The organism is Aeromonas sp. s8 (assembly GCF_040907785.1).
Classification (GTDB): Bacteria; Pseudomonadota; Gammaproteobacteria; order Enterobacterales; family Aeromonadaceae; genus Aeromonas; species Aeromonas veronii.
In genome coordinates this window covers 90,023-113,586 of sequence record NZ_JBFOCL010000043.1, presented here as the reverse complement: position 1 = coordinate 113,586, position 23,564 = coordinate 90,023, and the positions used below count along the sequence as shown (strand labels likewise).

The 23,564-nt window shown below is 56.9% G+C and carries 22 protein-coding genes and 1 riboswitch; of the genes, 11 read left to right on the top strand and 11 right to left on the bottom strand.

Annotated elements, in window-relative coordinates; genetic code table 11:
- Positions 1-34: 34 nt before the first annotated feature.
- The 3 genes from AB5Y86_RS15440 to AB5Y86_RS15430 all read right to left on the bottom strand — a co-directional run bounded on the left by AB5Y86_RS15440 (position 35) and on the right by AB5Y86_RS15430 (position 1,492).
- Complete coding sequence (locus AB5Y86_RS15440; RefSeq protein ID WP_005363178.1) at positions 35-493, bottom strand: methylglyoxal synthase; 459 nt, start codon at positions 491-493, stop codon at positions 35-37.
- A gap of 171 nt (positions 494-664) precedes the next feature.
- Positions 665-1,141 carry a bacterioferritin gene (gene bfr, locus AB5Y86_RS15435; protein WP_005354959.1) on the bottom strand — a complete coding sequence of 159 codons (477 nt, stop codon included), beginning with the start codon at positions 1,139-1,141 and terminating at the stop codon, positions 665-667.
- A gap of 144 nt (positions 1,142-1,285) precedes the next feature.
- Entirely contained in the window at positions 1,286-1,492 is a 207-nt protein-coding gene (locus AB5Y86_RS15430; RefSeq protein WP_127006029.1) for a bacterioferritin-associated ferredoxin, read from the bottom strand.
- Between the two features lie 136 nt (positions 1,493-1,628).
- Here AB5Y86_RS15430 and AB5Y86_RS15425 point away from each other — a divergent pair, with 136 nt between their 5' ends.
- Together AB5Y86_RS15425 and AB5Y86_RS15420 are read left to right on the top strand one after the other, a co-directional pair.
- Positions 1,629-1,940: an HlyU family transcriptional regulator gene (locus AB5Y86_RS15425; protein ID WP_005354958.1), complete on the top strand. Its 312-nt coding sequence runs from the start codon at positions 1,629-1,631 to the stop codon at positions 1,938-1,940.
- Entirely contained in the window at positions 1,937-4,003 is a 2,067-nt protein-coding gene (locus AB5Y86_RS15420) for a tRNA(Met) cytidine acetyltransferase TmcA (RefSeq protein WP_368193293.1), read from the top strand. The genes AB5Y86_RS15425 and AB5Y86_RS15420 overlap by 4 nt, the downstream gene beginning before the upstream one ends.
- Here the strand turns inward: AB5Y86_RS15420 and AB5Y86_RS15415 are convergent.
- Positions 3,990-4,709 carry an SDR family NAD(P)-dependent oxidoreductase gene (locus AB5Y86_RS15415; RefSeq protein WP_368193291.1) on the bottom strand — a complete coding sequence of 240 codons (720 nt, stop codon included), beginning with the start codon at positions 4,707-4,709 and terminating at the stop codon, positions 3,990-3,992. The two genes, AB5Y86_RS15420 and AB5Y86_RS15415, sit on opposite strands and share 14 nt — an antisense overlap.
- Before the next feature lie 201 nt (positions 4,710-4,910).
- Between AB5Y86_RS15415 and AB5Y86_RS15410 the strand changes: the two genes are divergently transcribed.
- The 3 genes from AB5Y86_RS15410 to AB5Y86_RS15400 all read left to right on the top strand — a co-directional run bounded on the left by AB5Y86_RS15410 (position 4,911) and on the right by AB5Y86_RS15400 (position 7,213).
- Complete coding sequence (locus AB5Y86_RS15410; protein WP_005335957.1) at positions 4,911-5,927, top strand: chemotaxis protein; 1,017 nt, start codon at positions 4,911-4,913, stop codon at positions 5,925-5,927.
- A gap of 174 nt (positions 5,928-6,101) precedes the next feature.
- Complete coding sequence (locus AB5Y86_RS15405; protein ID WP_005354955.1) at positions 6,102-6,581, top strand: hypothetical protein; 480 nt, start codon at positions 6,102-6,104, stop codon at positions 6,579-6,581.
- A 17-nt stretch (positions 6,582-6,598) separates the two neighbouring features.
- Positions 6,599-7,213 carry a superoxide dismutase gene (locus AB5Y86_RS15400; RefSeq protein ID WP_368193290.1) on the top strand — a complete coding sequence of 205 codons (615 nt, stop codon included), beginning with the start codon at positions 6,599-6,601 and terminating at the stop codon, positions 7,211-7,213.
- An 84-nt stretch (positions 7,214-7,297) separates the two neighbouring features.
- Here AB5Y86_RS15400 and AB5Y86_RS15395 read toward each other — a convergent pair whose 3' ends face one another.
- From AB5Y86_RS15395 to AB5Y86_RS15385, 3 genes are all read right to left on the bottom strand, one after another.
- A complete protein-coding gene (locus tag AB5Y86_RS15395; protein ID WP_368193288.1) occupies positions 7,298-8,158 on the bottom strand; it encodes a vancomycin high temperature exclusion protein in 861 nt (286 codons plus the stop codon).
- 187 nt (positions 8,159-8,345) lie between these two features.
- On the bottom strand, positions 8,346-11,105 hold the full coding sequence (locus AB5Y86_RS15390) for a collagenase (protein WP_368193287.1): 2,760 nt from the start codon (positions 11,103-11,105) through the stop codon (positions 8,346-8,348).
- 470 nt (positions 11,106-11,575) lie between these two features.
- A complete protein-coding gene (locus AB5Y86_RS15385) occupies positions 11,576-11,893 on the bottom strand; it encodes a hypothetical protein (RefSeq protein WP_005354947.1) in 318 nt (105 codons plus the stop codon).
- Positions 11,894-11,984: 91 nt separating this feature from the next.
- Positions 11,985-12,071, bottom strand: a riboswitch (cyclic di-GMP riboswitch).
- Between the two features lie 807 nt (positions 12,072-12,878).
- Here AB5Y86_RS15385 and AB5Y86_RS15380 point away from each other — a divergent pair.
- From AB5Y86_RS15380 to AB5Y86_RS15355, 6 genes are all read left to right on the top strand, one after another.
- Complete coding sequence (locus AB5Y86_RS15380; protein ID WP_026034942.1) at positions 12,879-13,421, top strand: fimbrial protein; 543 nt, start codon at positions 12,879-12,881, stop codon at positions 13,419-13,421.
- Positions 13,422-13,520: 99 nt separating this feature from the next.
- Positions 13,521-13,910: a hypothetical protein gene (locus AB5Y86_RS15375; RefSeq protein WP_019445468.1), complete on the top strand. Its 390-nt coding sequence runs from the start codon at positions 13,521-13,523 to the stop codon at positions 13,908-13,910.
- A gap of 67 nt (positions 13,911-13,977) precedes the next feature.
- Positions 13,978-16,512, top strand: a complete 2,535-nt coding sequence (locus AB5Y86_RS15370; RefSeq protein WP_110303626.1) for a fimbria/pilus outer membrane usher protein — start codon at positions 13,978-13,980, stop codon at positions 16,510-16,512.
- 10 nt (positions 16,513-16,522) lie between these two features.
- Positions 16,523-17,254 carry a molecular chaperone gene (locus AB5Y86_RS15365; protein ID WP_139741653.1) on the top strand — a complete coding sequence of 244 codons (732 nt, stop codon included), beginning with the start codon at positions 16,523-16,525 and terminating at the stop codon, positions 17,252-17,254.
- Positions 17,255-17,259: 5 nt separating this feature from the next.
- Positions 17,260-18,288, top strand: coding sequence for a fimbrial protein (locus AB5Y86_RS15360; RefSeq protein WP_368193285.1), 1,029 nt, complete (start codon positions 17,260-17,262; stop codon positions 18,286-18,288).
- Between the two features lie 11 nt (positions 18,289-18,299).
- Complete coding sequence (locus AB5Y86_RS15355; RefSeq protein ID WP_368193283.1) at positions 18,300-18,851, top strand: fimbrial protein; 552 nt, start codon at positions 18,300-18,302, stop codon at positions 18,849-18,851.
- A gap of 2 nt (positions 18,852-18,853) precedes the next feature.
- On the opposite strand, the gene AB5Y86_RS15350 is transcribed toward AB5Y86_RS15355, so the two are convergent.
- The 4 genes from AB5Y86_RS15350 to menB form a co-directional block, all read right to left on the bottom strand.
- Complete coding sequence (locus AB5Y86_RS15350) at positions 18,854-20,089, bottom strand: transcriptional regulator (protein WP_368193281.1); 1,236 nt, start codon at positions 20,087-20,089, stop codon at positions 18,854-18,856.
- Positions 20,090-20,390: 301 nt separating this feature from the next.
- Entirely contained in the window at positions 20,391-21,794 is a 1,404-nt protein-coding gene (menE, locus tag AB5Y86_RS15345) for an o-succinylbenzoate--CoA ligase (RefSeq protein ID WP_368193279.1), read from the bottom strand.
- A complete protein-coding gene (gene menC / locus AB5Y86_RS15340) occupies positions 21,787-22,716 on the bottom strand; it encodes an o-succinylbenzoate synthase (protein WP_368193277.1) in 930 nt (309 codons plus the stop codon). Before menC ends, menE begins: the two co-directional genes overlap by 8 nt.
- Positions 22,716-23,564 carry a 1,4-dihydroxy-2-naphthoyl-CoA synthase gene (gene menB, locus AB5Y86_RS15335; protein WP_197971580.1) on the bottom strand — a complete coding sequence of 283 codons (849 nt, stop codon included), beginning with the start codon at positions 23,562-23,564 and terminating at the stop codon, positions 22,716-22,718. The genes menC and menB overlap by 1 nt, the downstream gene beginning before the upstream one ends.

The window sequence follows — 23,564 nt, the reverse complement described above, 5'->3', positions numbered from 1 at the left end:
TTGTTGCGGCCCTCTTGTATGACGGGTTAGCCGATCACTCGGTGCGTGCCTTCAGATAACCGGCGTAATCCGGGATCTGTACGCTGAACGCTTGCCGCATATGGGGGCTGTCCATGATGAAGTCGGCGGTCGCTTCGTTGGTGGCGACCGGGATGTTCCAGACCGCTGCCAGCCGCAGCAGCGCCTTCACGTCCGGATCGTGCGGCACCGCATTGAGGGGATCCCAGAAGAAGATCAGCACGTCGATCTTCCCTTCGGCGATCAGGGCGCCGAGCTGCTGGTCACCCCCCATGGGGCCGGAGAAGAGGCAGGTGATGGGCAGTTGCGCCTTCTTGCCGAGCATGGTGCCGGTGGTGCCGGTCGCATAGAGATGGTGGAGCTTGAGCTCCTCCTTGCGGCGCATTACCCAGTTCAGCAGAGGGGTCTTCATGTTGTCGTGAGCCACCAGTGCCACCCGTTTGTGGGGCGCCATCTCGCGTGCAATCTGTTCCATGGAAATCGTCCGTAGCATTGTTATTGGAAGAGAGCCGTATCCTAATCGAAAGCCATGACAGATGCTGTGTCGGGCGTATTAACTGTGATCCTGTCGAAAAGTTTTCGGGTCATGGCTGCTCAAATGAAGAGACCCGCGCTGGCGGGTCTCTTTATTTGCTGGCCTGCTGGCTCAGGAGCCGTGGTGCAGTTGCGACTGCTGGTAGTTCTCCAGCCCGATGCGATCGATAAGGTCTAGCTGGGTCTCCAGCCAGTCCACGTGCTCCTCCTCATCCTCCAGGATCTCCTGGAACAGGTCGCGGCTGATGTAGTCCTGCACCGACTCGGCGTAGGCGATGGCTACCTTGAGGTCTGGGATGGCATCCATCTCCAGCGAGAGGTCGCAGCGCAGCATCTCTTCTACGGTCTCGCCGATGCGCAGCTTGCCCAGATCCTGCAAATTGGGCAGCCCTTCGAGAAACAGCACGCGTTTGACCAGCTCGTCGGCGTGTTTCATCTCATCGATAGACTCGTGATACTCCTTGTGCCCGAGCGCCTTGAGGCCCCAGTCATCGTAGATGCGGGCGTGCAGGAAGTATTGGTTGATGGCAATCAGCTCATTGGCCAGCACCTTGTTGAGGTGGGCAATGATCTTGGGATCTCCTTTCATCGACAGTGCTCCTTGGTTCGTGCCTGAGGCTTCGATCGTTAGAGCTTAGTCCAGAAAAGTGACAACAAGAGGTCTGGCGAGCCAGCTCGCCTGAGAAAAGGGGTGACCCTGTTGGCGGGTCGCATCAGAAAAGAGGTGTCCGGATCAGGCCACTTCGTAGTAGAGCACGGGTTGATCCTGCTCCATCTTGTCGAGTTCGGTGGCGATAATCTCCATGGTCATGCGCACGCATTTGCCACATTGGGCGCCCACCTCGAGCGACTGCTTGAGCTGGCGGAATTCGCTTTTACCTGACTGCACCGCTTTGCGGATCTGGGTATCTGTGATGCCGCGGCACAAACAGACGTACATGATGATCACCTCTTGTGGAATGAGATGAAATCTAAATGAGAATGGTTCGTAGTGCAAATAACCATTGGTAATAAGATCCCCTGCTTGCCACTGTGCAACCCCTTGGGGACAATGCTGGCAACCAGAGGAGATCACCATGCTCAAGAAACTGTTCAGCGCCCTGTTCGGGGGCGAGCCGACCAAGGCGCCGGAAGTCACTCCCACCGAATATGCCGGCTATCTCATCTATCCGGAGCCCATGGCAGAAGGTGGCCAGTATCGGCTGGCAGGACGCATCACCAAGGAGCTGGATGGGGTGCTGCAAACCCACCGTTTCATCCGCTCCGATCTGTTTGCCAATCCGGCCGATGCCGAGCGTTTCATGGTGCAAAAGGCTCACACCTTTATCGATCAGATGGGAGATCGCATGTTCGAGCCCCGCAAGCCGGCTGACAGCCAAGCTTCATGACACAGCAAGAGGTCACCCTGCTGCGCGAGGCGCTGGCCCGCGCCGGTGAACGGCGCCTGATATGGCTGGAGGGGGAGGAGGCCGAGTGCATTGCCCGCGCTCAATCCCTGCTCGGCGAGACCGTCTTCTGGCTGGGTGCCGGGCCCGAGAGTTATGCCCCGCAACCCGCCGCCAAGGCGCTGCAGTGGCTCGGTCAGGAGTGCGACACGCTGGTGTTCAACGCCTTCAGCGGCTTTCACCCCGACGCCTTCGGGGCGCTGGCGGGCACTCTATGCGCCGGTGGCTTGCTGTTGCTGCTGACGCCGCCCAGAGTAGAGTGGCCTTCATGGCCGGATCCTGACCGGATCCGGCTGGTGGCCCAGCCGGAGGAGGCGGGCCGGGCCGGCCACGGCTTTATAGCCCGGCTGGTGCGGTTGCTGGAAGGTGATCCTGCCCTCTCTCTGGAGCCTCCGGTTTGCTCGCAGCCGTGGCAACCGATTGGGCCGGAGCGCAGGCTGAGCTGCGATCAGACACGGGCACTGCCCGCTATCCACAAGGTGTTGCACGGCCATCGTCGTCGGCCGCTGGTGCTGAGCGCCGACCGCGGTCGTGGCAAGAGTGCCTTGCTGGGGCTGGCTGCCGCCGAGCTGCTGCGCCAGCAGCCCGCGCTGAACATAGTGGTGACGGCCCCCTCGCAGGCAACGGTAGCGACCCTGTTTGCCCACGCAGCTCGCGGGCTAGATACCACGCCTGAACAGCTGGCCGGACTGAGCTACTGCTCGCCGGATCGGCTGGTGCACGAGGCGATGAATCCCGATCTGCTGCTGGTGGATGAAGCGGCTGCCATTCCGACCCCGCTGCTCGAGGCCATGCTGGCCCGCCACAGCCGCATCGTGTTTGCCACCACCGAGCACGGTTACGAGGGGACGGGTCGCGGTTTTCACCTGCGCTTCAAGCGGGTGCTCGATAGCCAGACCCCGGAGTGGCAGGAGATCCACCTCTCTGAGCCCATTCGCTGGAGTGAGCGTGATCCGCTGGAGCCGCTGATTTTCCGCCTGCTGGGGCTTGATGCCGAAGTGGCAACGCCCTTGCCGCCGACCAGCCCGAGCTGGCGTCTGGTCAGTCAGGAGGTGCTGGCGAGCGACGAGACGTTGCTCAACCAGCTGTTCGGCTTGCTGGTGCTGGCTCACTACCAGACTACGCCGAGCGATCTTAGGTCCCTGCTGGAGAGCCCGGATCTCGACATCCATCTGCTGGAGCAGGATGCGAGCCTGCTGGGAGTGGCGCTGGTGGCGAGGGAAGGGGGGATAGAGCCCGAGCTGGCCGAGGCGATATGGGCCGGTCGCCGCCGTCCGCGCGGCCATCTGCTGCCCCAGTCGCTGCTGGCCCACGCCGGTTTCAAAACGGCGGGGGGGCGCAGCTACGCCCGGGTGATGCGTATCGCCATCCACCCCGAGCTGCACCGCCACGGGTTGGGTTCGCTGCTGCTTGGCAAGCTTGAGGAGCACTATCGTCAGATTGGCACCGACTACCTCGGCTCGGCTTTTTCGGCCAGCGCCGACCTGCTCCCTTTCTGGCGCAAGGCCGGACTGGCGGTGCTGCGCATCGGTTTGCAACGGGATGCCGCCAGCGGCTGCCACGCAGCCCTGCTGCTCAAGGCGCTGAAACCCGAGCATGAGCCCGAGCTGGATCAGTGGCAGCAGCGTTTCATTCGCCAGTTGCCTACCCTGCTGGCTGGTGAGTTGAGCGAGCTGGATCCCGAGCTGGTATGGCAATGTCTGCAAGGCAGCACCGTCACCGCGGCTGAGCTTGGCGAGTTCGAGCGCGATGAGGTTGAGTGCTTTGCCCTGCATCACAAGCCGTTCGAACTGAGCCAATCCAGCTTGCAGCTGTGGCTGGCGCGCAATCTGGATGTGCTGGCTTCGCTGACTCCTGACGAGCGTTATCTGCTGATCGCAGCCATCTGGCAATATGCCGACTGGGGAAGACTGGCTGCGAGGTTGCAACTGGCGGGCAAGCCCGCCGTGATCAAGAGGTTGCGGGCGCTGCTGGCGCGTCTCTTGAGTTCCTCTACCACTCGATAGGTTTGCCCTGCCAGTCGAGAAAGCTAAGTTCGCCATCCGGTTGCAGCCGGTTCATCTGGTTAATCAGATGGTCGGCTACCAGCTCGGGACTCTGCACATTTCCTGGCGGTACATTGGCGTGAAACGGGCGAGAGAGTTGGGTATCCACTGTGCCGGGGTGGAAAGCCAGCAATTTGACGCCTGGGGCCCGCCGGGCCAGCTCGATGGCGGCACACTTGAGCAGCATGTTGAGGGCGGCCTTGGATGCGCGATAGCCATACCAGCCGCCCGCTCGGTTGTCGCCAATGCTGCCGACCCGAGCGCTGAGAACGGCCAGAGTGCAAGGCTCGCGGCCAAACAGCGGTAACAACTGGCTGATCCAGCGCAGCGGCAGCAAGGCATTGGTCTGGTAGACGCGGGTCATGGCATCGAGATTGATTGTTTCGAGTCGCTTCTCTGGCTGGATTTCCCCCTGATGCAGTATGCCGTTGCAGATAACCACCCGATGCGGTCTCGGTGCCAACTCCGCGATGCGGGCTACCGCAGTTGCCATCTGCTCATCGCTGTAATCACAACATAGCCAGTGCAGGACTGGCGAAGAGGCTCCTGCAGTTGCGGGCTGGCGGCTGATGGCAATCACTGGCCCGACACCCGCCGCCAGCCAGTGTGTCACCAGAGCCGCCCCGATACCGCCAGAAGCGCCAATCACGACGATACCTTCACTCATCTCAGGCTCCTTGTGAGTGCATGATGGATTTCACCATCCGCCAATGTTGTCCTGATTGGCAGGTACGATCCCGCCAGTCTGCGGGATCAAGCGGTTAAGGCTGCAATCTTGCCGAGATCCGAGCCGTTGGGTGAATTCCATTCCTATACTGAGGGAAAACCGCAGCGGTCTGCTGCCCGCGCAACCAGAATGAGAGTCACCATGATGTCCAAAGATGGGGAAGAGCGTAAATCTATCCTGACCGAAAGTGGCACCAACGAGCTTGAGATCATCGAGTTTCACCTCAAGAAGCAGCTACCGGACGGTCGTGAAAAAACCGCTTATTACGGGATAAACGTCGCCAAGGTGCGCGAGGTGATCCGGGTGCCGGAGACCACAGATTACCCCAACGCCCAGCGTCATATGGTGGGGGTCTTCTCCCTGCGGGATCGGCTGATCCCGCTGGTGGATCTGGCGGGCTGGCTTGGCATCAAGACCAACCCGGACCCCAGCCACAAGGTGGTGATCGTCACCGACTTCAACAAGATGGCCAACGGTTTTCTGATCGATAGCGTCAGCAGGATCCACCGGGTCTCCTGGGAGGATGTGGAGTCCCCCAGCCAGTTTCTGGAAGCGGGGGAGAACGACTGCGTGGTGGCCGTGGTCAGGCGTGATGGCAACCTCATCATGATCCTCGACTTCGAGAAGATCATCGCCGATATCAACCCCGAGCTCAGCATGGAGAAGTACGACGTCACCCAGGATCGCAAGGTGCTCATCGACGATCGCATGATGGCGCTGCGCCAGGGCAAAACCATTCTGGTGGTGGACGACTCGGCCTTTATCCGCAAGATGATCGAGACCACCCTGCGTACCGCTGGCTACAACGTGATCACGGCCAAGGACGGCGGCGAGGGGCTGGAGATGATGACGGATTTCGATCGCCTGGCCCAGGAGGAGAGAATGCCGGTGACCGGCTTCGTCAATGCGGTGATCACCGATGTGGAGATGCCGCGCATGGATGGCATGCACCTGCTCAAGCGACTGCGGGATACCCCCTCCTACAAGGAGATGCCCATCGTGATGTTCTCCTCCCTGATGAGCGATGATAACCGCCAGAAAGCGCTACAACTGGGGGCCAACGATACCATCACCAAGCCCGAGATAGGGCGCATGGTGGGGATGATGGATCACATGCTGCTGGGGATCGCCCCGCCTTCGCCCGCCAACAACATCTGACCTGCCGTTAACTTCCAATTAGCCGGTCGAATCCACTGACCGGTGCCTCAAGCGGCCACTCCTTGCCAAGGGGTGGCCGCGCTGTTTTGGCTGTTTGCTGCGATCCCGACCCCCCTTGTCTCCCGGACATGATTCATGTAATGATAATTATTATCATTTGTTGGTGTGAAGCATATGACAGCAACCTGGGTGAAGGGGTGGGTCGAGTCGACCGAAGGTGGCAGCAGCATGAGTCACTGGAAACAGCAGACCAGAGAGGGCAACCGGCTGTTTGACTGCGGCGAGTATCATCAGGCGTTGGCCCATTATCAGCAGGCGCTCTGGCTGGCTCGTCAGCAATTGGTGCAGTGGCATGACGCCGATGAGGCGGTGGCGGCGCTGGTGGTGGCTCACCACAATCTGGCGGATCTGCTGGTGGCCATGACCCTGCCCGATCGCGCCGCCGACCTGCTCTGCTATGTGCACGACTGCCTGCTGGCGACCTGTCACTCCCCCGCTTGCTCCTCTCGGCTGCGAGAGGCGGCTTTGCGCCATACCCGCACAACCCGTGCCGAGTTGCTGACGTTCGTACAGCGCCACGGCAGCCACGCCGGGATCATGCGTTCGCTCGGTCACTGCCTGTGTCAGAGCGAGCCCTCATCCCGGCTCCATTAATCCGAATAGAGGTCATCATGAGTCATACCCTGCCTGCCCTGAACTATGCCTACGACGCACTGGAACCCCATATCGATGCACTGACCATGGAGATCCACCACAGCCGTCATCACCAGACCTATATCAACAACCTCAACGCCGCGCTGGAAGGGGCGCTCGAGCTGGCTGCAATGCCAGTAGAGGAGTTGCTGCGCCGCTTCGATACCCTACCCGCCACCTTGCAGGGGGCGGTACGCAACCATGGCGGCGGTCATGCCAACCACTCCCTGTTCTGGCTGGTGATGAGCCCGCAGGGGGGCGGTGAGCCGGGTGGTGAGCTGGCTCTGGCCATCGAGCGGGAATTGGGGGGATTCGATGCCTTCAAGCAGGCTTTCACTCAGGCTGCTCTGAGCCGTTTTGGTAGCGGCTGGGCCTGGCTGGTGGTGGACAACGCGGGAAGATTGCAGGTGGAGAGCAGTGCCAATCAGGATAGTCCCCTGATGCATGGACATACCCCGATCCTGGGGCTGGATGTGTGGGAGCACGCCTACTATCTCAAGTACCAGAACAAGCGTCCTGACTATATCGCAGCCTTCTATCAGGTGGTGGATTGGGTCGAAGTGGCCCGCCGCTATCAAGCGGCGCGAGGCTGACTTGGTCGCTGGGAATTGGTGTACAGGCTCACCGCCACAACCCGCGCTGTAATAACAAGACCCGCCAGTTGGCGGGTCGTCTGTTTATGGTGTGGCGGTGCTGGCGCTGGCGGCTGAAGAGGTCACCGGCAATGTGGGCAAGGCCGCGCTGGGCGCCTCTGCGGTGGTTTCTGCCGCAGATTTGGCGGGAGTGACCGGATCAGTCGTTGCCGCTGGCTTGGCCTCATCCACCGCCGGTTTGGGCTGTTTGAGGCAGGGTTGCAGACTGCCGATGGTACTTAGTGATTGGCAAGGCACAGGCAGACCGATGGGCACAGGAGCGCCGAGGAACTTGGGCCCCTTGTCCAGTACATAGAGGTCGAGCAGCCCCATCAGGCGGGCAAAGACTTCCCGTACCCGGGTGCGGATCCCTTGATAGGCGCTGGGATCCTCGGCATTAAAGCCAACCGCGTCGATACCGAAATGGCGGGCGATGAAAATGGCCCGCTCGTTATGAAAGCCCTGGGATACCACGGTAAAGCGCTCCTGGCCGAACACCTCCTTGGCGCGAACCACAGAGTCGAGGGTGCGGAATCCGGCGAAATCCATATAGATGGCGGAGGCGGGGATGCCCGCCTTGATCAGGGCGCGGCGCATCTGGCGTGGCTCGTTGTACTGCACGGTGGCGTTGTCACCGGAGACGATGATGAAGTCCACCTTGGCATTGTTGTAGAGCTCGGCCGCCGCCTTGATGCGGTATTTGAAGTAGTGGTTGGGGCCGCCACCGGAGAGATATTTGGAGGTCCCCAGCACCACCGCAACCCGGTTGTAGGGCACCTTGTCCACCTGATCGTAGGTGTAGTGACGGGCATCCGAGACGATCCACTCGCTGTAGCCCAGCAGCATGGCAATCAGGGCCAGCAGCAAAACGAGGCAGGCGAGGAGGATCTTGACAAACTTCTTCATGCGCGGTGCGGTCAGGGTCTGAAGTTGGGAGTGGCTATCGGCATTCTATTACAACTCGGCCGCCGGCGTCAGGCTTGATAACGGGCGGGCACCTCATTCGGGCAGAGGTTGTCGCAGCAGAGGCTGGGAGAGCGGGAGGATAAAGCGAGGGGCTGCGGTGGCAGCCCCTCTGGTAGGTGAAGGTTTATCAGTGGGCGGAGTCGTTACCCTTGCAGGCGTCTGACTCCTTGTTGGCTTGCCACCAGGGCAGCAGATCCCGGGCGAGCCACGCCTGATAGGCGTCGCTGTCGTTGGCGATCAGCCGGTCCAGCTCCCCTTCGAAGTCGCTCATCGCCTGCTGCCGATCCGGATTGCGCAGCGCCTGTGCCAGCGCCAGCCAGCTGGCGCCGCGACCGGTATCGTTGAGGAAGCGGTGCACGGTATAGGACCAGGAGTAGACCATCTCGCCACCCTGCTCGTAGTCAAGGTGGAGGATAGCCGCCAGTGTCGGGCGCTGGTTGGCGGGGCGGTTTGCCACGTTATCCAGACCCCGGGCAAAGCACTGGCCGTGGGCGATGTACTCTGCAATCCCCTCGGCCCACCAGGTGGTGCGGTTGAGTGGATAGTGGCCGAAGCTGCCGTACTGGTTGAAGCGGCCATCCAGATAGTGAACGTACTCGTGGCGCAGGTTCCACACCTGGAAGGCAGGGCGTTTCCACTCCGCCTCATAGGCGAAGAAGCGGGCCTGATTGCCGGGGCGAGCCGGATCCCCCTCGATATAGATGCCGCCATTGTCGGTGGAGACGCCAAACAGCGCGCTGCCGTAGCGGCCCCAGTCGGCGGAGGAGTTGAAGATCACCAGCTCCAGCGCTTCGTTGTGATCATCGGCCACCGGTTGCCAGCCAGTCTCCATCTGCTGGTGGAAGCGCTGCTCTTCATCACCCAGCTCGCGGCAGATCCCTTCGGCCTGAGCCTGAGTCAGATCCTGGGCGCGCAGACGCAGGGTGGGTGAGCAGGTGTGCTCGAACGGCAGAATATCTTCCATGCGGATCGGGGTACAAAGCCCGGCGAACTCGCCGCTGACACAAGCCTCGCTGGTGCGATCCGTGTAGGTGAGGTAGTAGCTGGAGAGGGTCAGGGAGACCTCTTCCAGCATGGCGGCCGGATGTTGGCCACCCGGGATCAGCCCCTGCTGGCGCATGATGGCGATGACATCGCGATCCAGCTGTTGGCGATAGGCGATCGCCTTATCCGGGCTGGTGTGATGGAGGTAGCGCATCATCTGATAGAGGCGGCTGTGGGCATCAAGGATGTTGTTGAAGATAAACAGATCCCGTGAGCCATCGCGCTGTTTCCAGAGGGCCAGCTCGCTCAGGCCCAGTTGCAGCAGGCTCTGGCGCAATGCTGCCTCCTGTTGCAGCACAGCTGCGCTGAAGTCAGCCTGCTGACCGTAAGAGGCGCTCTGATCGACCAGATTGAGCAGCTCGAACAGGCCATCGGCCCAGGGTTTGTGGCCATTGATCTGCGCCGCATGTTGCACCGCATAGCCGAGCGCCTGGTTGAGCTGGGCCAGCATGGGGGCGGCACTCTGGCGGAAGGCAGCTTGCCCAAGTTGTCCCTGCGCCGCCACGCTCCAGGCTTCCAGCACTGTGCCAGCCTGATCCTGTGGTTCGGCACCCAGCAGCAGGGGGTGGTTGAGCAGATCAATCATCACCCCGGCCAGTGCCCGGGCGGCCTGATCACTCTCCTTGCCAACGCCGCCGTGGTAGTTGTGGGCGCGCACATAGTAGAGCAGCTTGTCCATTGCCGGATGGGTCGGCTGGTTGGCCGCCAGCAGGGCACGCATGCCGCGCACCACCGCCATCAGCTTGGCGTCATCGTGGCCGTAATCCGCCTGCCAGGCAGGGCTGTTCTGGCCGCTCACGTCGGCCACCAGTTTGGCGGCATCGCTGTCGAGCAGATCCACATCGGGTTGCTCTGGCTCGGAGCAGAGACGACCGTTGGCGCGGCGACACTCCAGCAGCTCCTCCTTGCTGGCCAGCACGATGGGGCGATTGAGCACCCGGCTCTCCTGCCACTCTTTGCTCTCTGGCAGGGGTTGCCACTCGCCGCCGGCGACCGGGTATTGGTAGCCGCTATCTTGCAACGTTACTTGAACCTCGCTGCCAGCGGGGATCACCTGACGGCAGATGCGATAGCGGATGGTGTTGCTCCCCTCCTTGCGCTCCTGCGGCTCATCACACTCCTGCTGAGGCGTGAGCTGATCCAGCTGCCACTGATAGCGGCGCCAGACATGGATCTCGCTGACCTGAGCGGCAGCCTGACTGCCTGCCACCGGCTGCAGGCGGAAGAAGATCTGCTCCAACCGGCCATCCCGCTCACTCGGGGTCTCTTCAAGTACCTGCAACTGCTGCCAATCCTGCGGCTGATAGTGCCACTCCGACTCGGCGCAGCGGCCCTGCGCGTTGAGTTCGCAGCGATCCAGCTCCCTTTCGCTCTGACCCAGGATGATGGCTTGTGGCAGCGGCAGACGATCCTGCCGCTGGGCGGTCGGCGTGCCCGCCAGCTGCTCCCAGCGACCCTGCTTGAGGCCATAACCAAAGTCATAACTGCTGGCGGGAATGAGCTTACCCGCCGGAATCCGATCTTCACAGCGCACGAAGCGGATCTGCCAGCCTGCATCTACCTTGAGCTGCGGCTCGCCACACTGCTGCTCGGCCAGTGCGGCGAGATCGCTGCTCTGCCAGTCGAAGCGACGGTAGACCCTAAGCTGTTGGTAAGGAGCATTGCTGCTGCGCGCCTTGAGCTCGTAGGTGATCTCGGTGATGCGAGCGGCCAGTTGCTGGCTCGATTCGCCAGTCAGCTGATACTGTCGCCAGTCATTGGGGGAGTAGTTGGCTTGCGCCGAGGATGTCGCCAAAAGCAGGGGGCCTGCCAGCAGCAGCCACCCGGTACCTGAACGGTTCATTTTTATCCCTTTGTTCTTGTTTGTGTATTGTCTTGCGAGTAATCGCAAGGCAATTTACAGGGACTCAAAAGAATATCAATGATTTTTTAAATGACATACAAATCAATGATATGGCGTTGATTTATATGCTTGCTGTTTTTGAACTCCTGCTGCCGTAGTGAGGGCTCACATGCGACTTTATTGAAGAAGTTGTTAGTTGTGTAAAGTGCGTGTCAGATCTCATTTAATCAACACGAGACATGCAGCAAATGACCTGGAAAAGCGAGATGTCCCTATGGCTTAAGCCACATTATCTGGGCGGATGATGACTGGTGACTCAATCAGCAAAGCCAGCTATTTGTTCGTGAGGAGGCGGGATGAAAAGATATTGGCCGCCTGTATGGGTAGCACAGGCGACCTGATAAGAGTTGCTTTCAACATCACCTGCTCATCTGTTTCGCGCCAATTTCAGCGTCACTACAGATGAGTCATCAGAGATAGCTGACAGTCACGATCGCCATGTTGCTGGCATTGGTCACTTTGTAGCTAATAGTGCTGCTAATTGAGCTGATTTGACCGGCTTGCTGCAAGTGAGCCAAAGGCATGGTTTGCTTGTTCATGCCTGAATAGCAGGTCACGCTGCTGTCAGAAAAATCACATGGAGATTCATAGATAGTGCCAGTAAACGTCACTGAGCCATCAGCCGCAGAAGCGGTGGATGGCAACAAGGCGGTACCAAGCAGCAAGGAGGTGCATACAGAGAAAACTGTCTTGCGAACTAAACGGGAGGCGGTGTGTTGAGCTTTCATATCTATGTCCTTTTCGTCACAGGTGTTGTACGAAAAGGGCAACGCAATCAAAGAGTAATGCCATAAATCGGCAATAACATCACTCTTCTCAGATGGCAGCTCCGCTGTCTTAGGTATCAAAACCCTTAGACCGGTGGCTTTGCGTCCCGACCTTTCGATCGGTTTGCCCTTTACTCTATGTCTAGATGATAACACTCCACTTTGAGAAATCAATCGGCTTAAAAATCATGAGAGATGGATCACAGTTAGTCTGCATAATTAATAACGTATATTTATTTTTTATCTCAAATCTTGCCTGTGAATATTGCGGACAAGCCTCTATATTAGCGCGTCATATCTATGATTAATATGTAATGTAGTAGATGTATATTTATGTGTGGGCTGCCAATGATTTGATTAGCTGATTACCTGATTACCTGATTACCTGATTACCTCTTTAGGGGGTGATTCATGAAGTGGTTGATAACTATTGTCAAAAATAGATAGGTTATCTTTGTTGTGTTTTTGTTGGAGTTTTGTGTGCGACTTTAAATTCATAGTCTGACAATATTACAATAGATGTCCTTTATATGAACTTTATTTATTTCACGATCTCGCTTTATGTTTTATTGCTGCCTTAACTCATTGTTTTTTATGTGTTTATAAAAAAATTTATACAAATCAAAATGTATTTGATGTGCATCAAACGAGTCGTTAATTTGTTCGTCAAGCAAAAGCGGAATGCGGCTTTCTGCACAGACAACAAGGACGTATGTAGTTGTGCAGTTGAGGTGTAGCGGGAACTACTCCTGATGCGGTGTGCTGCTTTTGCTTATTTAAATAAACCTGAAGAGGCACAGTTTATTATTGGCATGACTTCTCATCGGCTTAATGAGAGACGAGCGCCAACAGTTGCTGTGCAGTATATCGCGGCATCACTTAATATCGTGACTCCAGCATGATTGGAGTGATGCAGTACAACACACGTTAATGTAGGTATAAACGAATGAAAGCTAATAAGATTCTGGTTGCTATGGGTGTTGGTTCCATGCTGCTGTGCGGCTCCGCTTTTGCTGCTGGTGGTGCCGGTTCCGGTAAAGTCACTTTTAACGGTGAAATCATCAACGCTCCTTGCTCTGTAGCCCCTGAGTCTGTTGACCAGGTAGTTGAAATGGGCCAGATCAGCACCAAAGAGCTGGCCAACGGTGGTGAGTCCAACTCCAAGCCGTTCAGCATCAAGCTGCTGAACTGTGAAATCTCCGACGCCGAAGATGCTGTCAAGGTGACTTTCAGCGGTGCCAAAGACCCGGTAGATTCCAGCCTGCTGGTGATCGGTGGTGGTGACGCCGCTGGTGCCGGTATCAAGATGACCGCTCCGGGTGGTGCTCCGATCGTGCTGGGTACTCCGACTTCAGCCTTTACCCTGGTTAATGGTGATAACGAACTGCCGTTCAGCGCCGTGCTGAAAGGCTATGCAAAACAAGACACCAACCCGCTGAAAGCCGGTGCTTTCACTGCAGTGACCAACTTTACTCTCTCCTACGAGTAATAGAGTGCCTTAACGTGTGACAAGGGTTGTGGTGGTGCGAGCCACCACAACTTCACACATTCTGTTTCCTCACATCGAACCCTAATCATGAAAACTTCAATGATGGCGGCCATGGTGCTGCAGCTGGTGATGATGGCGGGATCAGTCCACGCCAACGAACTCACGGATGGACTAGCCGAATCGGGCTGTACGCTGAAGGTGCTGCGCAGCATTCCGCTGCAGGCTCAGCAACCGGGTACGTTGAAAATCAGCGGTTGTCAGGTTGACGGGGCGACGGTGGCATCACTGCCTTTTATTTCCATGTCCGTGCGTGGTGCCATGAGCGATGAGCTGGGCATTCTCAATAACGGCCAATATCACAAGGTATCCGGTGAGCGCTTTATTGTCTCGGATATCGTCAACAGTGATCTGGAATTCAATTTGGGGCTCATCAGCAGTCAGCTGTTTTTTCCGGACAGTACGACGCTGTTAGAACTCAATTATATGTAAGCAAACCAATTGCTTAGTGTAGATACCTCATTACGTGAGACCTTTATGCAATTCCTAGAGTGAAAATATGAGCGTTTCAACATCAGACTCTGTGAGAAAAAAACATTATTCAAAAATGGCTTTTATGCTATGCGTGCCCGGCCTGATGGCGGTGGCAAATCACGCATGGGCAGAAACGGAGTTTAATATTGATGCGCTCGATCTGGATGAGCGGACCAAGATCGACCTCTCCCAGTTTGCCGACGAAGGCTACATCCTGCCCGGCGACTACTACCTCGAGATCGAGGTCAACAAGAACAAGCTGCCCCTGCAGAAAATCCCTTTCTACGAGAGCGATACTGGCAAGGGAAAGGGTGGGGTAGCCTGCCTGCCGCAAGACGTGATCCCCAAGCTGGCGCTGACCGACGAGGCCATCGCCAAGATCGATACTTGGCACGATGGTCAGTGTGCCAACCTGTTGGCGCTGGACGGCGTAGTGATCTCGAACGATATCGGTAACGGCTTGCTGCGCATTGCCATCCCTCAGGCGTGGATGAAGTACAGCGATCCCAACTGGATTCCGCCCGAGCAATGGGATGAAGGGATCCCGGGGATGATGCTGGATTACAACATCAATGCCCAGGTCAACGAAGGCGATGGTTACTCCAATCACAACATCAGCAGCTATGGTACGCTGGGGTTCAACTACGGCGCCTGGCGTCTGCGGGGTGACTATCAGGCCAGCTCTTACTGGGGTGATAATGAGCGGACGTCGACCGAGCTGAACCGTATCTATGCCTATCGTCCGCTGCCGAACATGGCCGCCAAGCTGACAGTAGGTGAGCAGCAGCTCAACTCCCAGTTAATCGATGGTTTCCGCTATACCGGCGTCAACCTGGCCAATGACGAGCGCATGCTGCCGCCTAGTCTGCAGGGTTATGCGCCGGAAGTGAGCGGTATTGCCAAGACCAACGCCAAGGTCACTATTTCCCAGTCCGGCCGGATCATCTATGAAACCAACGTGCCGGCGGGCCCGTTTCGCATCCAGGGGCTGGACAGCTCGGTGCGCGGCCGCCTTGATGTGCGGGTAGAGGAGCAAGATGGCAGTGTCAATTCGTTCCAGGTAGACACGGCAACCGTTCCCTACCTGACTCGCCCTGGCTATGTCCGATACAACCTGGCGGTTGGTGCACCTTCCGAACAGACGGATTCGGTGCACGATGTGCACGGCCCTGCCTTTGTGACCGGTGATTTCTCCTGGGGGGTGGCGAACTCCTGGTCGCTGTACGGCGGCAGCCTGATTGCGGGTGAATACAACTCCATGGGATTGGGTATCGGTCGTGATCTCTATGCCTTCGGCGCTATTTCCGCCGACCTGACCCAGTCCATCGCCAAGTTGCCGGGCCTGTCGACCAAGATTGGCCAGTCGGTACGGGTGAACTACGCCAAGCAGTTTGATGAATACAACAGCTCGATCACCTTCGCGGGTTATCGCTTCTCCCAACATGACTTCATGACCATGTCGCAGTTCCTCAATAACAAGGATCGGTTGGAGAACAACACTACGACCTCGAATGATGACTACAACACCTGGGGTGACAAGGAGCTCTACACCATCACCGCCAACAAGACCTTCTGGGCGGAGGATGCAGCCAAGGCGCTGACTGTTTATCTGGACTACACCCACAGAACCTACTGGGATCACGAGGCAGAGGATCGCTACGGCCTCACTATCAACAAGAACGTGAACATCGGCAGCTTCAAGGATGTTTCCGTCTATGTGTCGGCCTACAAGACCAAGACCGAGAACTACGAGGATGACAAGAGCGTCATGTTGACCCTCAGCGTGCCAATAGGGGACAGAAAGAGCGCGGGATACAGCGTACAGTCCTCCAACGGCAAGGTGACTCACCTGGCCACCTATCAGGACTACAGTCGACCGGATGATACCTATCAGTTGGGGGCGGGCGTGCAGAGCAATGGCCACGCCGTGGCGCGGGGTTACTACAACCACAACAGCGACATCGGAGCGGTCAGTCTCAATGCCTACAGCGTGCAGAGCGAATACACCTCGGTTGGTGCCAGCCTGCGTGGCGGTCTGACGGCGACCCAGCACGGTGCAGCCCTGCACCAGGCGACTCGTCGTGGCGGTACCCGTATGATGGTGGATACCGACAATACCTCCGGCATCTCTTTCAACAATGGCCGCGCCGTGACCAACCGCTTTGGCGTCGCGGTGATCAGCGACATGACCGACTATCGCAAGAGCGACACCCGGGTCGATGTGGATCAGCTGAGCGACGACATCGATGCGATGAATGCCATCAAGCAGGGGACCCTGACCGAGGGCGCAATTGGGTATAATGCTTTCGAAATTGCGGAAGGGTTCAAGCTGCTGGCCAATGTCAGACTACCCGATGGCTCAGTGCCGCCGTTTGGTGCCACCGTCGTCAAGGATTCCGGCCGTGTGCTCTCGGTGGTGGATGAAGATGGCCTGGTCTATCTGACCGGGGTGAAACCGAATGAAGCGTTTGAACTCTCCTGGGGCGGGGCCCGCCAGTGCAAGATAGTGGCGCCGCAACAAGTAACCGATCTGTCGATGAAGACTCTCACTTGCAAGTAATGGGATACCGATGAAAAAGCTGCTCTCTTATATCTGTCTGGCTGCGCTTGGCATGACCTCACTCAACGTCAGTGCCGCCATTGTGCTGGATCGTACTCGTGCCGTTTATCCGGGCGGCGCAAAGTCCATCAGCCTCAACATCAAGAACGAGAACCAGAAGCTGCCCTACTTGGCGCAGGCCTGGATTGAAGATGCCCAAGGCCAGAAGATCTCTTCTCCCTTCGTGGTGCTGCCGCCGGTACAGCGGGTGGATGCCAACCAGAAGTCCATCGTGCGCATCGCCAGTGTGCCGGCCATCGATAGCTTGCCCAAGGATCGCGAGTCCATCTACTACTTCAACCTGCGCGAGATCCCGCCCAAGAGCGAGAAGAGCAACGTGATGCAGATTGCCGTGCAGTCCAAGATCAAGCTGTTCTACCGCCCCGAGGCTATTCTGCCGGAGCGTGGAGCCGTCTGGCAGGATCAGGTGCTGATCACCAAGCAGGGCAAAGCCCTCAAGGTCAACAATCCGACCCCTTACTACATCACCTACGTGGGCCTAGGTCATCCACAGGGCAAGGAGCGGACCACTATCAAGGGTTTCTCCGCCTTTATGGTTTCTCCCAAGTCAGAGCTGACGGTCACTATCCCGGAAACCCTGGGCAACGAATTTGTGATCAGCTATGTCAATGACTACGGCGGATATATGGATATCAAATACCAGTGCACAGGCAATGCCTGTAAAGCCGTGAAGAGCGAGTAAGCCTTATGCTACGTTCCATCTTCTGTTCAAGTCTTATGCTGTTGGCAGGAACGGCATTGGCAAATGGCTATGTGACGCCTAACCCAACCCATGATTACTATATATCGTTGGACAAGGCTGACATTCAAAACAGACCTGGTTTTACTACCAAGGCATTTGAGTGGAATTTGAGAGGGCAATACTCAGGTATCGTTACCTGCCCAGATAGAAGCATTCCGCAATCTCCAGTGTACTATAAAGCAACAATGACGGATGGCTTGCCTCAAGTTGGTGATGGTTTTGTAAAACTGAATGACTTTTTGGATATGAAAGTCGAAATTTGGATAGCCGGTTGGAAGAAAAAATTTGTTACAGCCCCATTTCCGAATGAAAGTAACGATTACCCAAATTACTCTTGTACTAAAGGGAAAGAGACAAGAATAAATAATTTCGAAAGTGGTAGCCGTGGAAAGGTAACTTTTCGCGTGAGAAAACAAATAATTAATGGTGTGCAAATATCAGATCGTCAAGTTGTAGAGATGTATGGTCGTCTAGGGGCTACAACTACAGACTTTAATAATTTGCCAATGTCTAGAATTACGATTACATCTGCAATTTTATATGTACCAGAAGAGTGTGTAATCAATGGCGGGCAAACTATCGAAGTCGAGTTTGGCGATTTACCTGGAACAGGATTGGATGGTAATAATTTTGAAAGAGCTGTGCCACTAACTTTCCAATGTAAGGGGGGCGCGTTTGAAGGTGATGCATTGAAAATAAACCTTGGTATCTCAGGACGACCAGCCTCATTCAGCCAGGATTATTTGAGAACAACCAGTGACAGCTATACGGGTAACAAGGTTATTCCCGATTTGGGAATAAAATTCAAGCAGCTGGATGGTTCACCGTTGCAGTTAAACAAATTCTATCCGGTTTCCATGCAGGGCAATATCGGTGATTGGGGCTTTATCGCTGCACCGGTAACCCCGACAGGTGCAGATATTCCGGCGGGCGATTTCTATGCGACAGCCACCATCGTTGCCGAGTTCCAGTGAGGAGTTGTCATATGTTGCGGACATTGTGGATAGGTTTGGCGCTTTGCCCGATGCTGGCCGTGACGGCGGCCCCTCGTGCTGGCGATGATCTGGAGTTGCTGGGCAATACAGTCAATCTCCATGGCCGGATCATCGACCAACCCTGTGTGGTTTCCCCTGAATCCCTTGATCAGGAGGTCGCGATGGGGGTAGTTGATGTGAAGGAACTCTATGCCAACGGAGTCGCGGAGCTAGTGCCGTTCTCCATTCGTCTGACCAATTGCAAGCCGGGTATTTTCCGCATGGCCAAGGTGACCTTTACTGGCTCGCAGGATCCCGAACTAAGCGGCGGATTGGCATTCACGGCTGGGATTGCCAGGGGGGCAGGCATCCGCCTGTATGACGTGGCTCAATCACCTCTGAATTTGGGTAGTGCCTCCCGCGGCTATCTGCTAGGTGGTGCGGCAGATAATGAGCTTCAATTTTTTGCTAGGGTTGAAGGACATCCTGCTGCATTGACCGCCAAAAACATCCAGCCTGGCGACTATTCTGCCGTCGCCAATTTCATCGTTGCTTATGAATAAACTCAGAAGTCATTGCGCTGGATGACTTTTGTATTGCCATGGCTGGGCCAGGTGATGACGCCACCTAGATAATTGGAAAGGTAAATACCTCCAGGCAATTGAATGAACTTGGCTTTTTGTTTGGGGGGAGTTAGCGCCGCGACCAGAGTGGCGACCATAGCGTTATTGGTCAGCGCCTGCTGGTCAATGAAATTGACAATAGTATTTTTTATCTCGACCGAAATATCGCCATTATCCCGCTCCAGATCCCCAACAGAATCCAGATTGAACAGCGTCTTTCCCTGATTGTCAGTGGCTATCACGGTAGCCACTACTATTTCTCTGTTCATGGTCACAATATATTTACTCTTTCTGGTCATTTCTACCCAGTTGTCTGGTGCCTGACAATCTCTGTGATATCTGACTGTAGTTTCTTGATTATTGTAATAGTTGTTGGAAACATTATTTCCCTGCTGGTTCATGGTTGTGATAACGCATTGAACTTCTTCGGCCACCGGGTGACCGCTACGCAACAGGAAGATATTTTCGGATAATTTCCTGCTGCTATTGTTGATGGAAAAATAGCTGATGGCTTCTTTTCCAACCAGAATTGAAATCTGCTCATCAGCCTTACGTGAAACAGGCTTTATCAAGTGCGTCAGCGAATCTATTTTCACATTCAGTGCTTTTTCCGTCTCGCTGGTCATATAGAGAGAAATCTGACCTAAATTGATAGTGCGTAGTGTATTTGCTGTCGCATAGTTATAAATGACGAGGGCTAGTGAAGTCAGCGAGACCAGCAGCAATGCAAACAGCAAAATACGCTTTGGGCTGAAATATCGGTCATATTTTCGGCGAGTATATTGCCGTCTGGCTTGAGGTGCAGGGGAAGGCGTCGGTGCTTGAATTTCTTCCGCTGGTGCTGGTTCTTCACTTTCCCCTGCGAGCTCAATCGGAGCACAAAACATATAGCCAACCCGTGGAATGGTATCGATCGCATCCATTAAGCCGAAGGATTCCAGCTTTCTTCTCAACGAGAGTATCTGCCGGTTCAAATTGGTATCGGTATTGTCCTGATTTGGCCACAAGGCATCCTGCAGTTTGCTTCTTGGAATGACAGTGCCTGCCTCATCACACAGCATTTCGAGTAGCTCGGCTTCCTTGTTGCTGAGCTTGATGTCCTTGTCCCCTTTCGAGATTCGGAATATTGCAGCGGAGAAAAAGATATCCTCTGCAATTTTATAAATTCTGTTACTCATGTGTGACTCGTCTTACTGCCAAGGAGAGCATTTTACCACCACGCAGTCTTTGTTCAAATAATGATAAATCGTCAATTTCTTTTATTATCATATGGTTAGCTTTCCTACTAAATGCATGGTGGAGGGTATGGTACTACAGCCAATTAATTTGGTTCAAAAAATGTGCAAAAAAAAGGCCGTTTATGTAATCGTTCTCACTTATTCAGAGTGAGGAGGAGGATTTTGATACCACCAGCATTTTATTTTGAGTCATATGTGTATTTGGATGGCTCCACGGTGTCAGTTTTTGTCGCATGAATAATTATTGCAACCTAATGATATTCTGAAATTGTTTTCGCTGTGGCTTGAGATTGCCGCCAAGATCGGGCCAGGGGAGCCAGTGGTCGGGCACCATAAAGCCGGGCAGGGTGGCACGGATCCAGGCAGCCAGTTCGGAGTCGGGAACCGGCTCGCCGTGCCAGTCGATAAAGGCGGCGGGGCGTTGCCCCCACTCGTCGCTCGGTACCGGCACCACCAGCGCCTGGGCGACAGCGGGATGATCTACCAGTCGCTGCTCTATGGTTTCGGGCTGGATGTTTTCGCCACCCGAGATAAAGAGGTTATCGAGCCGTCCCTCTACCAGCAGCTCCCCTGCCGCAGTGAACCTCCCCTTGTCGCGAGTATGAAACCAGCCTTCGCCATCGAGGGGCAGATCCAGCTCGCCAGCCCGGTAGTAACCGGCAAACAGGGTGGCGCCGCGCACGCAGATCTCCTGCTCCCTGATGCACACTTCCCGTCCCGGTAGCGGTTTGCCAACTACGCCTGCATCGCCGGGGATAGCAGTGCAGACCTGACTGCCCATCTCGGAGAGACCATAACTCACCTTGGGTTCGAGCCCCATGGCGCAGAGGCGGCTCACCAGCGGTTGCGGGATGGCGGCGCCACCGAGCAGCAGCTCGCGCAATCGGGTGCGAGCGGGATCAAAACCCTCTGCCAGCAGGCGCCAGAGTTGGGTCGGCACCAGAGACAAGTGAGTGATGGGTTGGCACTCCAGCCGCTCCTTGAGGGAGCGTTCACGTTGATCCAGCACCAGAGCTGCACCCGCCAGAAAGACCCGAAACAGGATGGCGTAGCCGCCTACATGGAACAGCGGCAGGGAGAGCAGCCAGCCGGACTTCTCATCGAGGGGAATGAGGGTGGCAGAGCCGTGTGCCGAGGCCAGGTGGTTGCAGAGCCGATGCACCACAGCTTTCGGCGTGCCGCTGGAGCCGGAGGTGAGGATCATATTGTTGAGCTGGGTCGATGCCAGCGGCCACGCTTCCTCGCTTGCCGGCAGTTCGTGCGTGAAGTCGAGGCACAAGGGTTGCCAGTTGCCTGCCGGGATCTCCCCTGCCGACCAGAAGGCATCGGCATCGAGTTGCACCGCCAGCTCGCGCTGCTTTTCGAGAGGAAAGGCGGGATTGAGCGGGCAGAACACCACGCCGCTGCGCACGCAGGCCCACGCCAGCAGCACATCTTCCAGCGCACCGCGCACCACTGCAGCCAGATGATCGCCACGGCGCACTCCGGCTTGTTCCAGCTGTTGGCACAGGCTGTTGATGCGGGCATCGAGCTGGCGGTAACTGAGAGGTGAGGCGATGTGGATGGCAATGCGGTTCGGGGCTGTGATTGCCCGGTGTCGTACCGGGCAAGGTGTCTGTTCGGATGAGCGGGAGGGGTCAATCACGGTAATACAGTTGCTCCAGTCGGCTCAGATCCGGTTTGCCATCTTCCCCCAGCAGGTTGCCTGCCATCCAGCGGCGGGTATCCAGACCCGGCGCCTGTTCGGGAGCCCATTCGCCCGCCAGATGAAAGAGCTGGTTCAGGCCCAGATCCGATTCGAAGCAGGAGGAGATGACCACCTTGAGCCGCAGTTCGCGGGCGCGGGCGATCAGCGCTTCGCAGTTGGCGAGTGAACCGAGCAGGGTAGGCTTGAGCACCAGCGCGCGCAGTTGCGGGATCGGCTCCCACGGCTTGCCTTGTGCCAGCAGTTCGTCCAGCGCCACCGGCATGCCGGTGCGGTTGGCGACAAAGGCGATGTCGGCAAAGTCAGCGCAGGGGTCTTCCAGATACTCGATGCGATTCGGGTCGAGGTGGCCGCAGAAGGTCCACGCCTCCTCGCGAGTCCAGCCCTGGTTGGCATCCAGCACCAGCTTGAGGGAGGGGATGCGGTCGCATAGCAGGCGGATCAGCGCCAGCTCGTCACGCATCGGGTAGCGCGCCACCTTCAGCTTGGCCTTGCCAGGCGTGCGGTGCAGCCACTCTTTCCAGTTGCGCAGCAGCTCCTGGGGGGAACCTTGAATGAGGGGATAGGGCTCCGGCAGCGGGTTGCGCTGCTCGGGCCATGTCCGGCGCGCGCAGTCGAGGCCAAATTGCACCGACGGCTGCACGGGGTTCGGGGTGTCGCCAGCGGCCAAGGCTGCCAGCGTGGCAAGGGCTTCTGCCTCTGCCTGTTGCAGGCTCTCTTTCGAGAAGCCGGGCAGGGGGGCAATTTCCCCCCAGCCGTCGTTGATGCGCACCAACAGCCCCTCTCGCGCCACCTCCACCTTGCCGTGAAAGGTCAGTGGCTGGGTAAAAGGCAGTTGATAGCGATACAGGGCGAGTGTCATCAGGGGTTCCGCTTGTATTTGGAGAAGTCGGGGCGACGCTTTTCGTTGAAGGCGTTGCGGCCTTCCTGACCCTCTTCGGTCATGTAGAACAGCATGGTGGCATTGCCCGCCAGCTCCTGCAAGCCCGCCTGACCATCACAGTCAGCGTTGAGGGCGGCTTTCAGGCAGCGCAGCGCCATCGGGCTGTTTTGCAGCATTTCACGGCACCAGCGCACGGTTTCGCGCTCCAGTTCCGCCAGCGGCACGACAGTGTTGACCAGACCCATGTCGAGGGCTTGCTGAGCATCGTACATGCGGCAGAGGAACCAGATTTCGCGGGCCTTTTTCTGGCCGACGATGCGAGCCATGTAGGAAGCACCCCAACCGCCATCGAAGGAGCCCACTTTCGGGCCGGTCTGGCCAAACTGGGCGTTGTCGGCGGCGATGGTCAGGTCACACATCATGTGCAGCACGTGGCCGCCCCCGACTGCGTAGCCCGCTACCATGGCAACCACAGGTTTCGGGCAGGTGCGGATGTCGCGCTGGAAGTCGAGCACGTTGAGGTGGTGAGTCCCCTCGTCATCGCGATATCCACCGTAGTCGCCACGGATCTTCTGGTCGCCGCCGGCGCAGAAGGCTTTCTCACCAAAACCAGTCAGGATGATAGTGCCGATCTGATCGTCATAACGGGCATCGGCCAGCGCCTGCAGCATCTCTTTGACGGTACGGGGGCGGAAGGCGTTGCGCACCTGGGGACGGTTGATGGTGATCTTGGCAATGCCATCGTTGGACTTGTGATAGAGGATGTCCTCGTAACCGGCGGAGCAATCCTGCCACTCAACCGGAGCGTACAGTTCCGCTTCCGTCAT

Bases quoted from the DNA above. Each gene is read 5' to 3' on its own strand.
- AB5Y86_RS15440 (WP_005363178.1), bottom strand. From the start codon at position 493: ATGGAACAGATTGCACGCGAGATGGCGCCCCACAAACGGGTGGCACTG.
- bfr (WP_005354959.1), bottom strand. From the start codon at position 1,141: ATGAAAGGAGATCCCAAGATCATTGCCCACCTCAACAAGGTGCTGGCC.
- AB5Y86_RS15430 (WP_127006029.1), bottom strand. From the start codon at position 1,492: ATGTACGTCTGTTTGTGCCGCGGCATCACAGATACCCAGATCCGCAAA.
- AB5Y86_RS15425 (WP_005354958.1), top strand. From the start codon at position 1,629: ATGCTCAAGAAACTGTTCAGCGCCCTGTTCGGGGGCGAGCCGACCAAG.
- AB5Y86_RS15420 (WP_368193293.1), top strand. From the start codon at position 1,937: ATGACACAGCAAGAGGTCACCCTGCTGCGCGAGGCGCTGGCCCGCGCC.
- AB5Y86_RS15415 (WP_368193291.1), bottom strand. From the start codon at position 4,709: ATGAGTGAAGGTATCGTCGTGATTGGCGCTTCTGGCGGTATCGGGGCG.
- AB5Y86_RS15410 (WP_005335957.1), top strand. From the start codon at position 4,911: ATGATGTCCAAAGATGGGGAAGAGCGTAAATCTATCCTGACCGAAAGT.
- AB5Y86_RS15405 (WP_005354955.1), top strand. From the start codon at position 6,102: ATGACAGCAACCTGGGTGAAGGGGTGGGTCGAGTCGACCGAAGGTGGC.
- AB5Y86_RS15400 (WP_368193290.1), top strand. From the start codon at position 6,599: ATGAGTCATACCCTGCCTGCCCTGAACTATGCCTACGACGCACTGGAA.
- AB5Y86_RS15395 (WP_368193288.1), bottom strand. From the start codon at position 8,158: ATGAAGAAGTTTGTCAAGATCCTCCTCGCCTGCCTCGTTTTGCTGCTG.
- AB5Y86_RS15390 (WP_368193287.1), bottom strand. From the start codon at position 11,105: ATGAACCGTTCAGGTACCGGGTGGCTGCTGCTGGCAGGCCCCCTGCTT.
- AB5Y86_RS15385 (WP_005354947.1), bottom strand. From the start codon at position 11,893: ATGAAAGCTCAACACACCGCCTCCCGTTTAGTTCGCAAGACAGTTTTC.
- AB5Y86_RS15380 (WP_026034942.1), top strand. From the start codon at position 12,879: ATGAAAGCTAATAAGATTCTGGTTGCTATGGGTGTTGGTTCCATGCTG.
- AB5Y86_RS15375 (WP_019445468.1), top strand. From the start codon at position 13,521: ATGATGGCGGCCATGGTGCTGCAGCTGGTGATGATGGCGGGATCAGTC.
- AB5Y86_RS15370 (WP_110303626.1), top strand. From the start codon at position 13,978: ATGAGCGTTTCAACATCAGACTCTGTGAGAAAAAAACATTATTCAAAA.
- AB5Y86_RS15365 (WP_139741653.1), top strand. From the start codon at position 16,523: ATGAAAAAGCTGCTCTCTTATATCTGTCTGGCTGCGCTTGGCATGACC.
- AB5Y86_RS15360 (WP_368193285.1), top strand. From the start codon at position 17,260: ATGCTACGTTCCATCTTCTGTTCAAGTCTTATGCTGTTGGCAGGAACG.
- AB5Y86_RS15355 (WP_368193283.1), top strand. From the start codon at position 18,300: ATGTTGCGGACATTGTGGATAGGTTTGGCGCTTTGCCCGATGCTGGCC.
- AB5Y86_RS15350 (WP_368193281.1), bottom strand. From the start codon at position 20,089: ATGAGTAACAGAATTTATAAAATTGCAGAGGATATCTTTTTCTCCGCT.
- menC (WP_368193277.1), bottom strand. From the start codon at position 22,716: ATGACACTCGCCCTGTATCGCTATCAACTGCCTTTTACCCAGCCACTG.
- menB (WP_197971580.1), bottom strand. From the start codon at position 23,564: ATGACGGAAGCGGAACTGTACGCTCCGGTTGAGTGGCAGGATTGCTCC.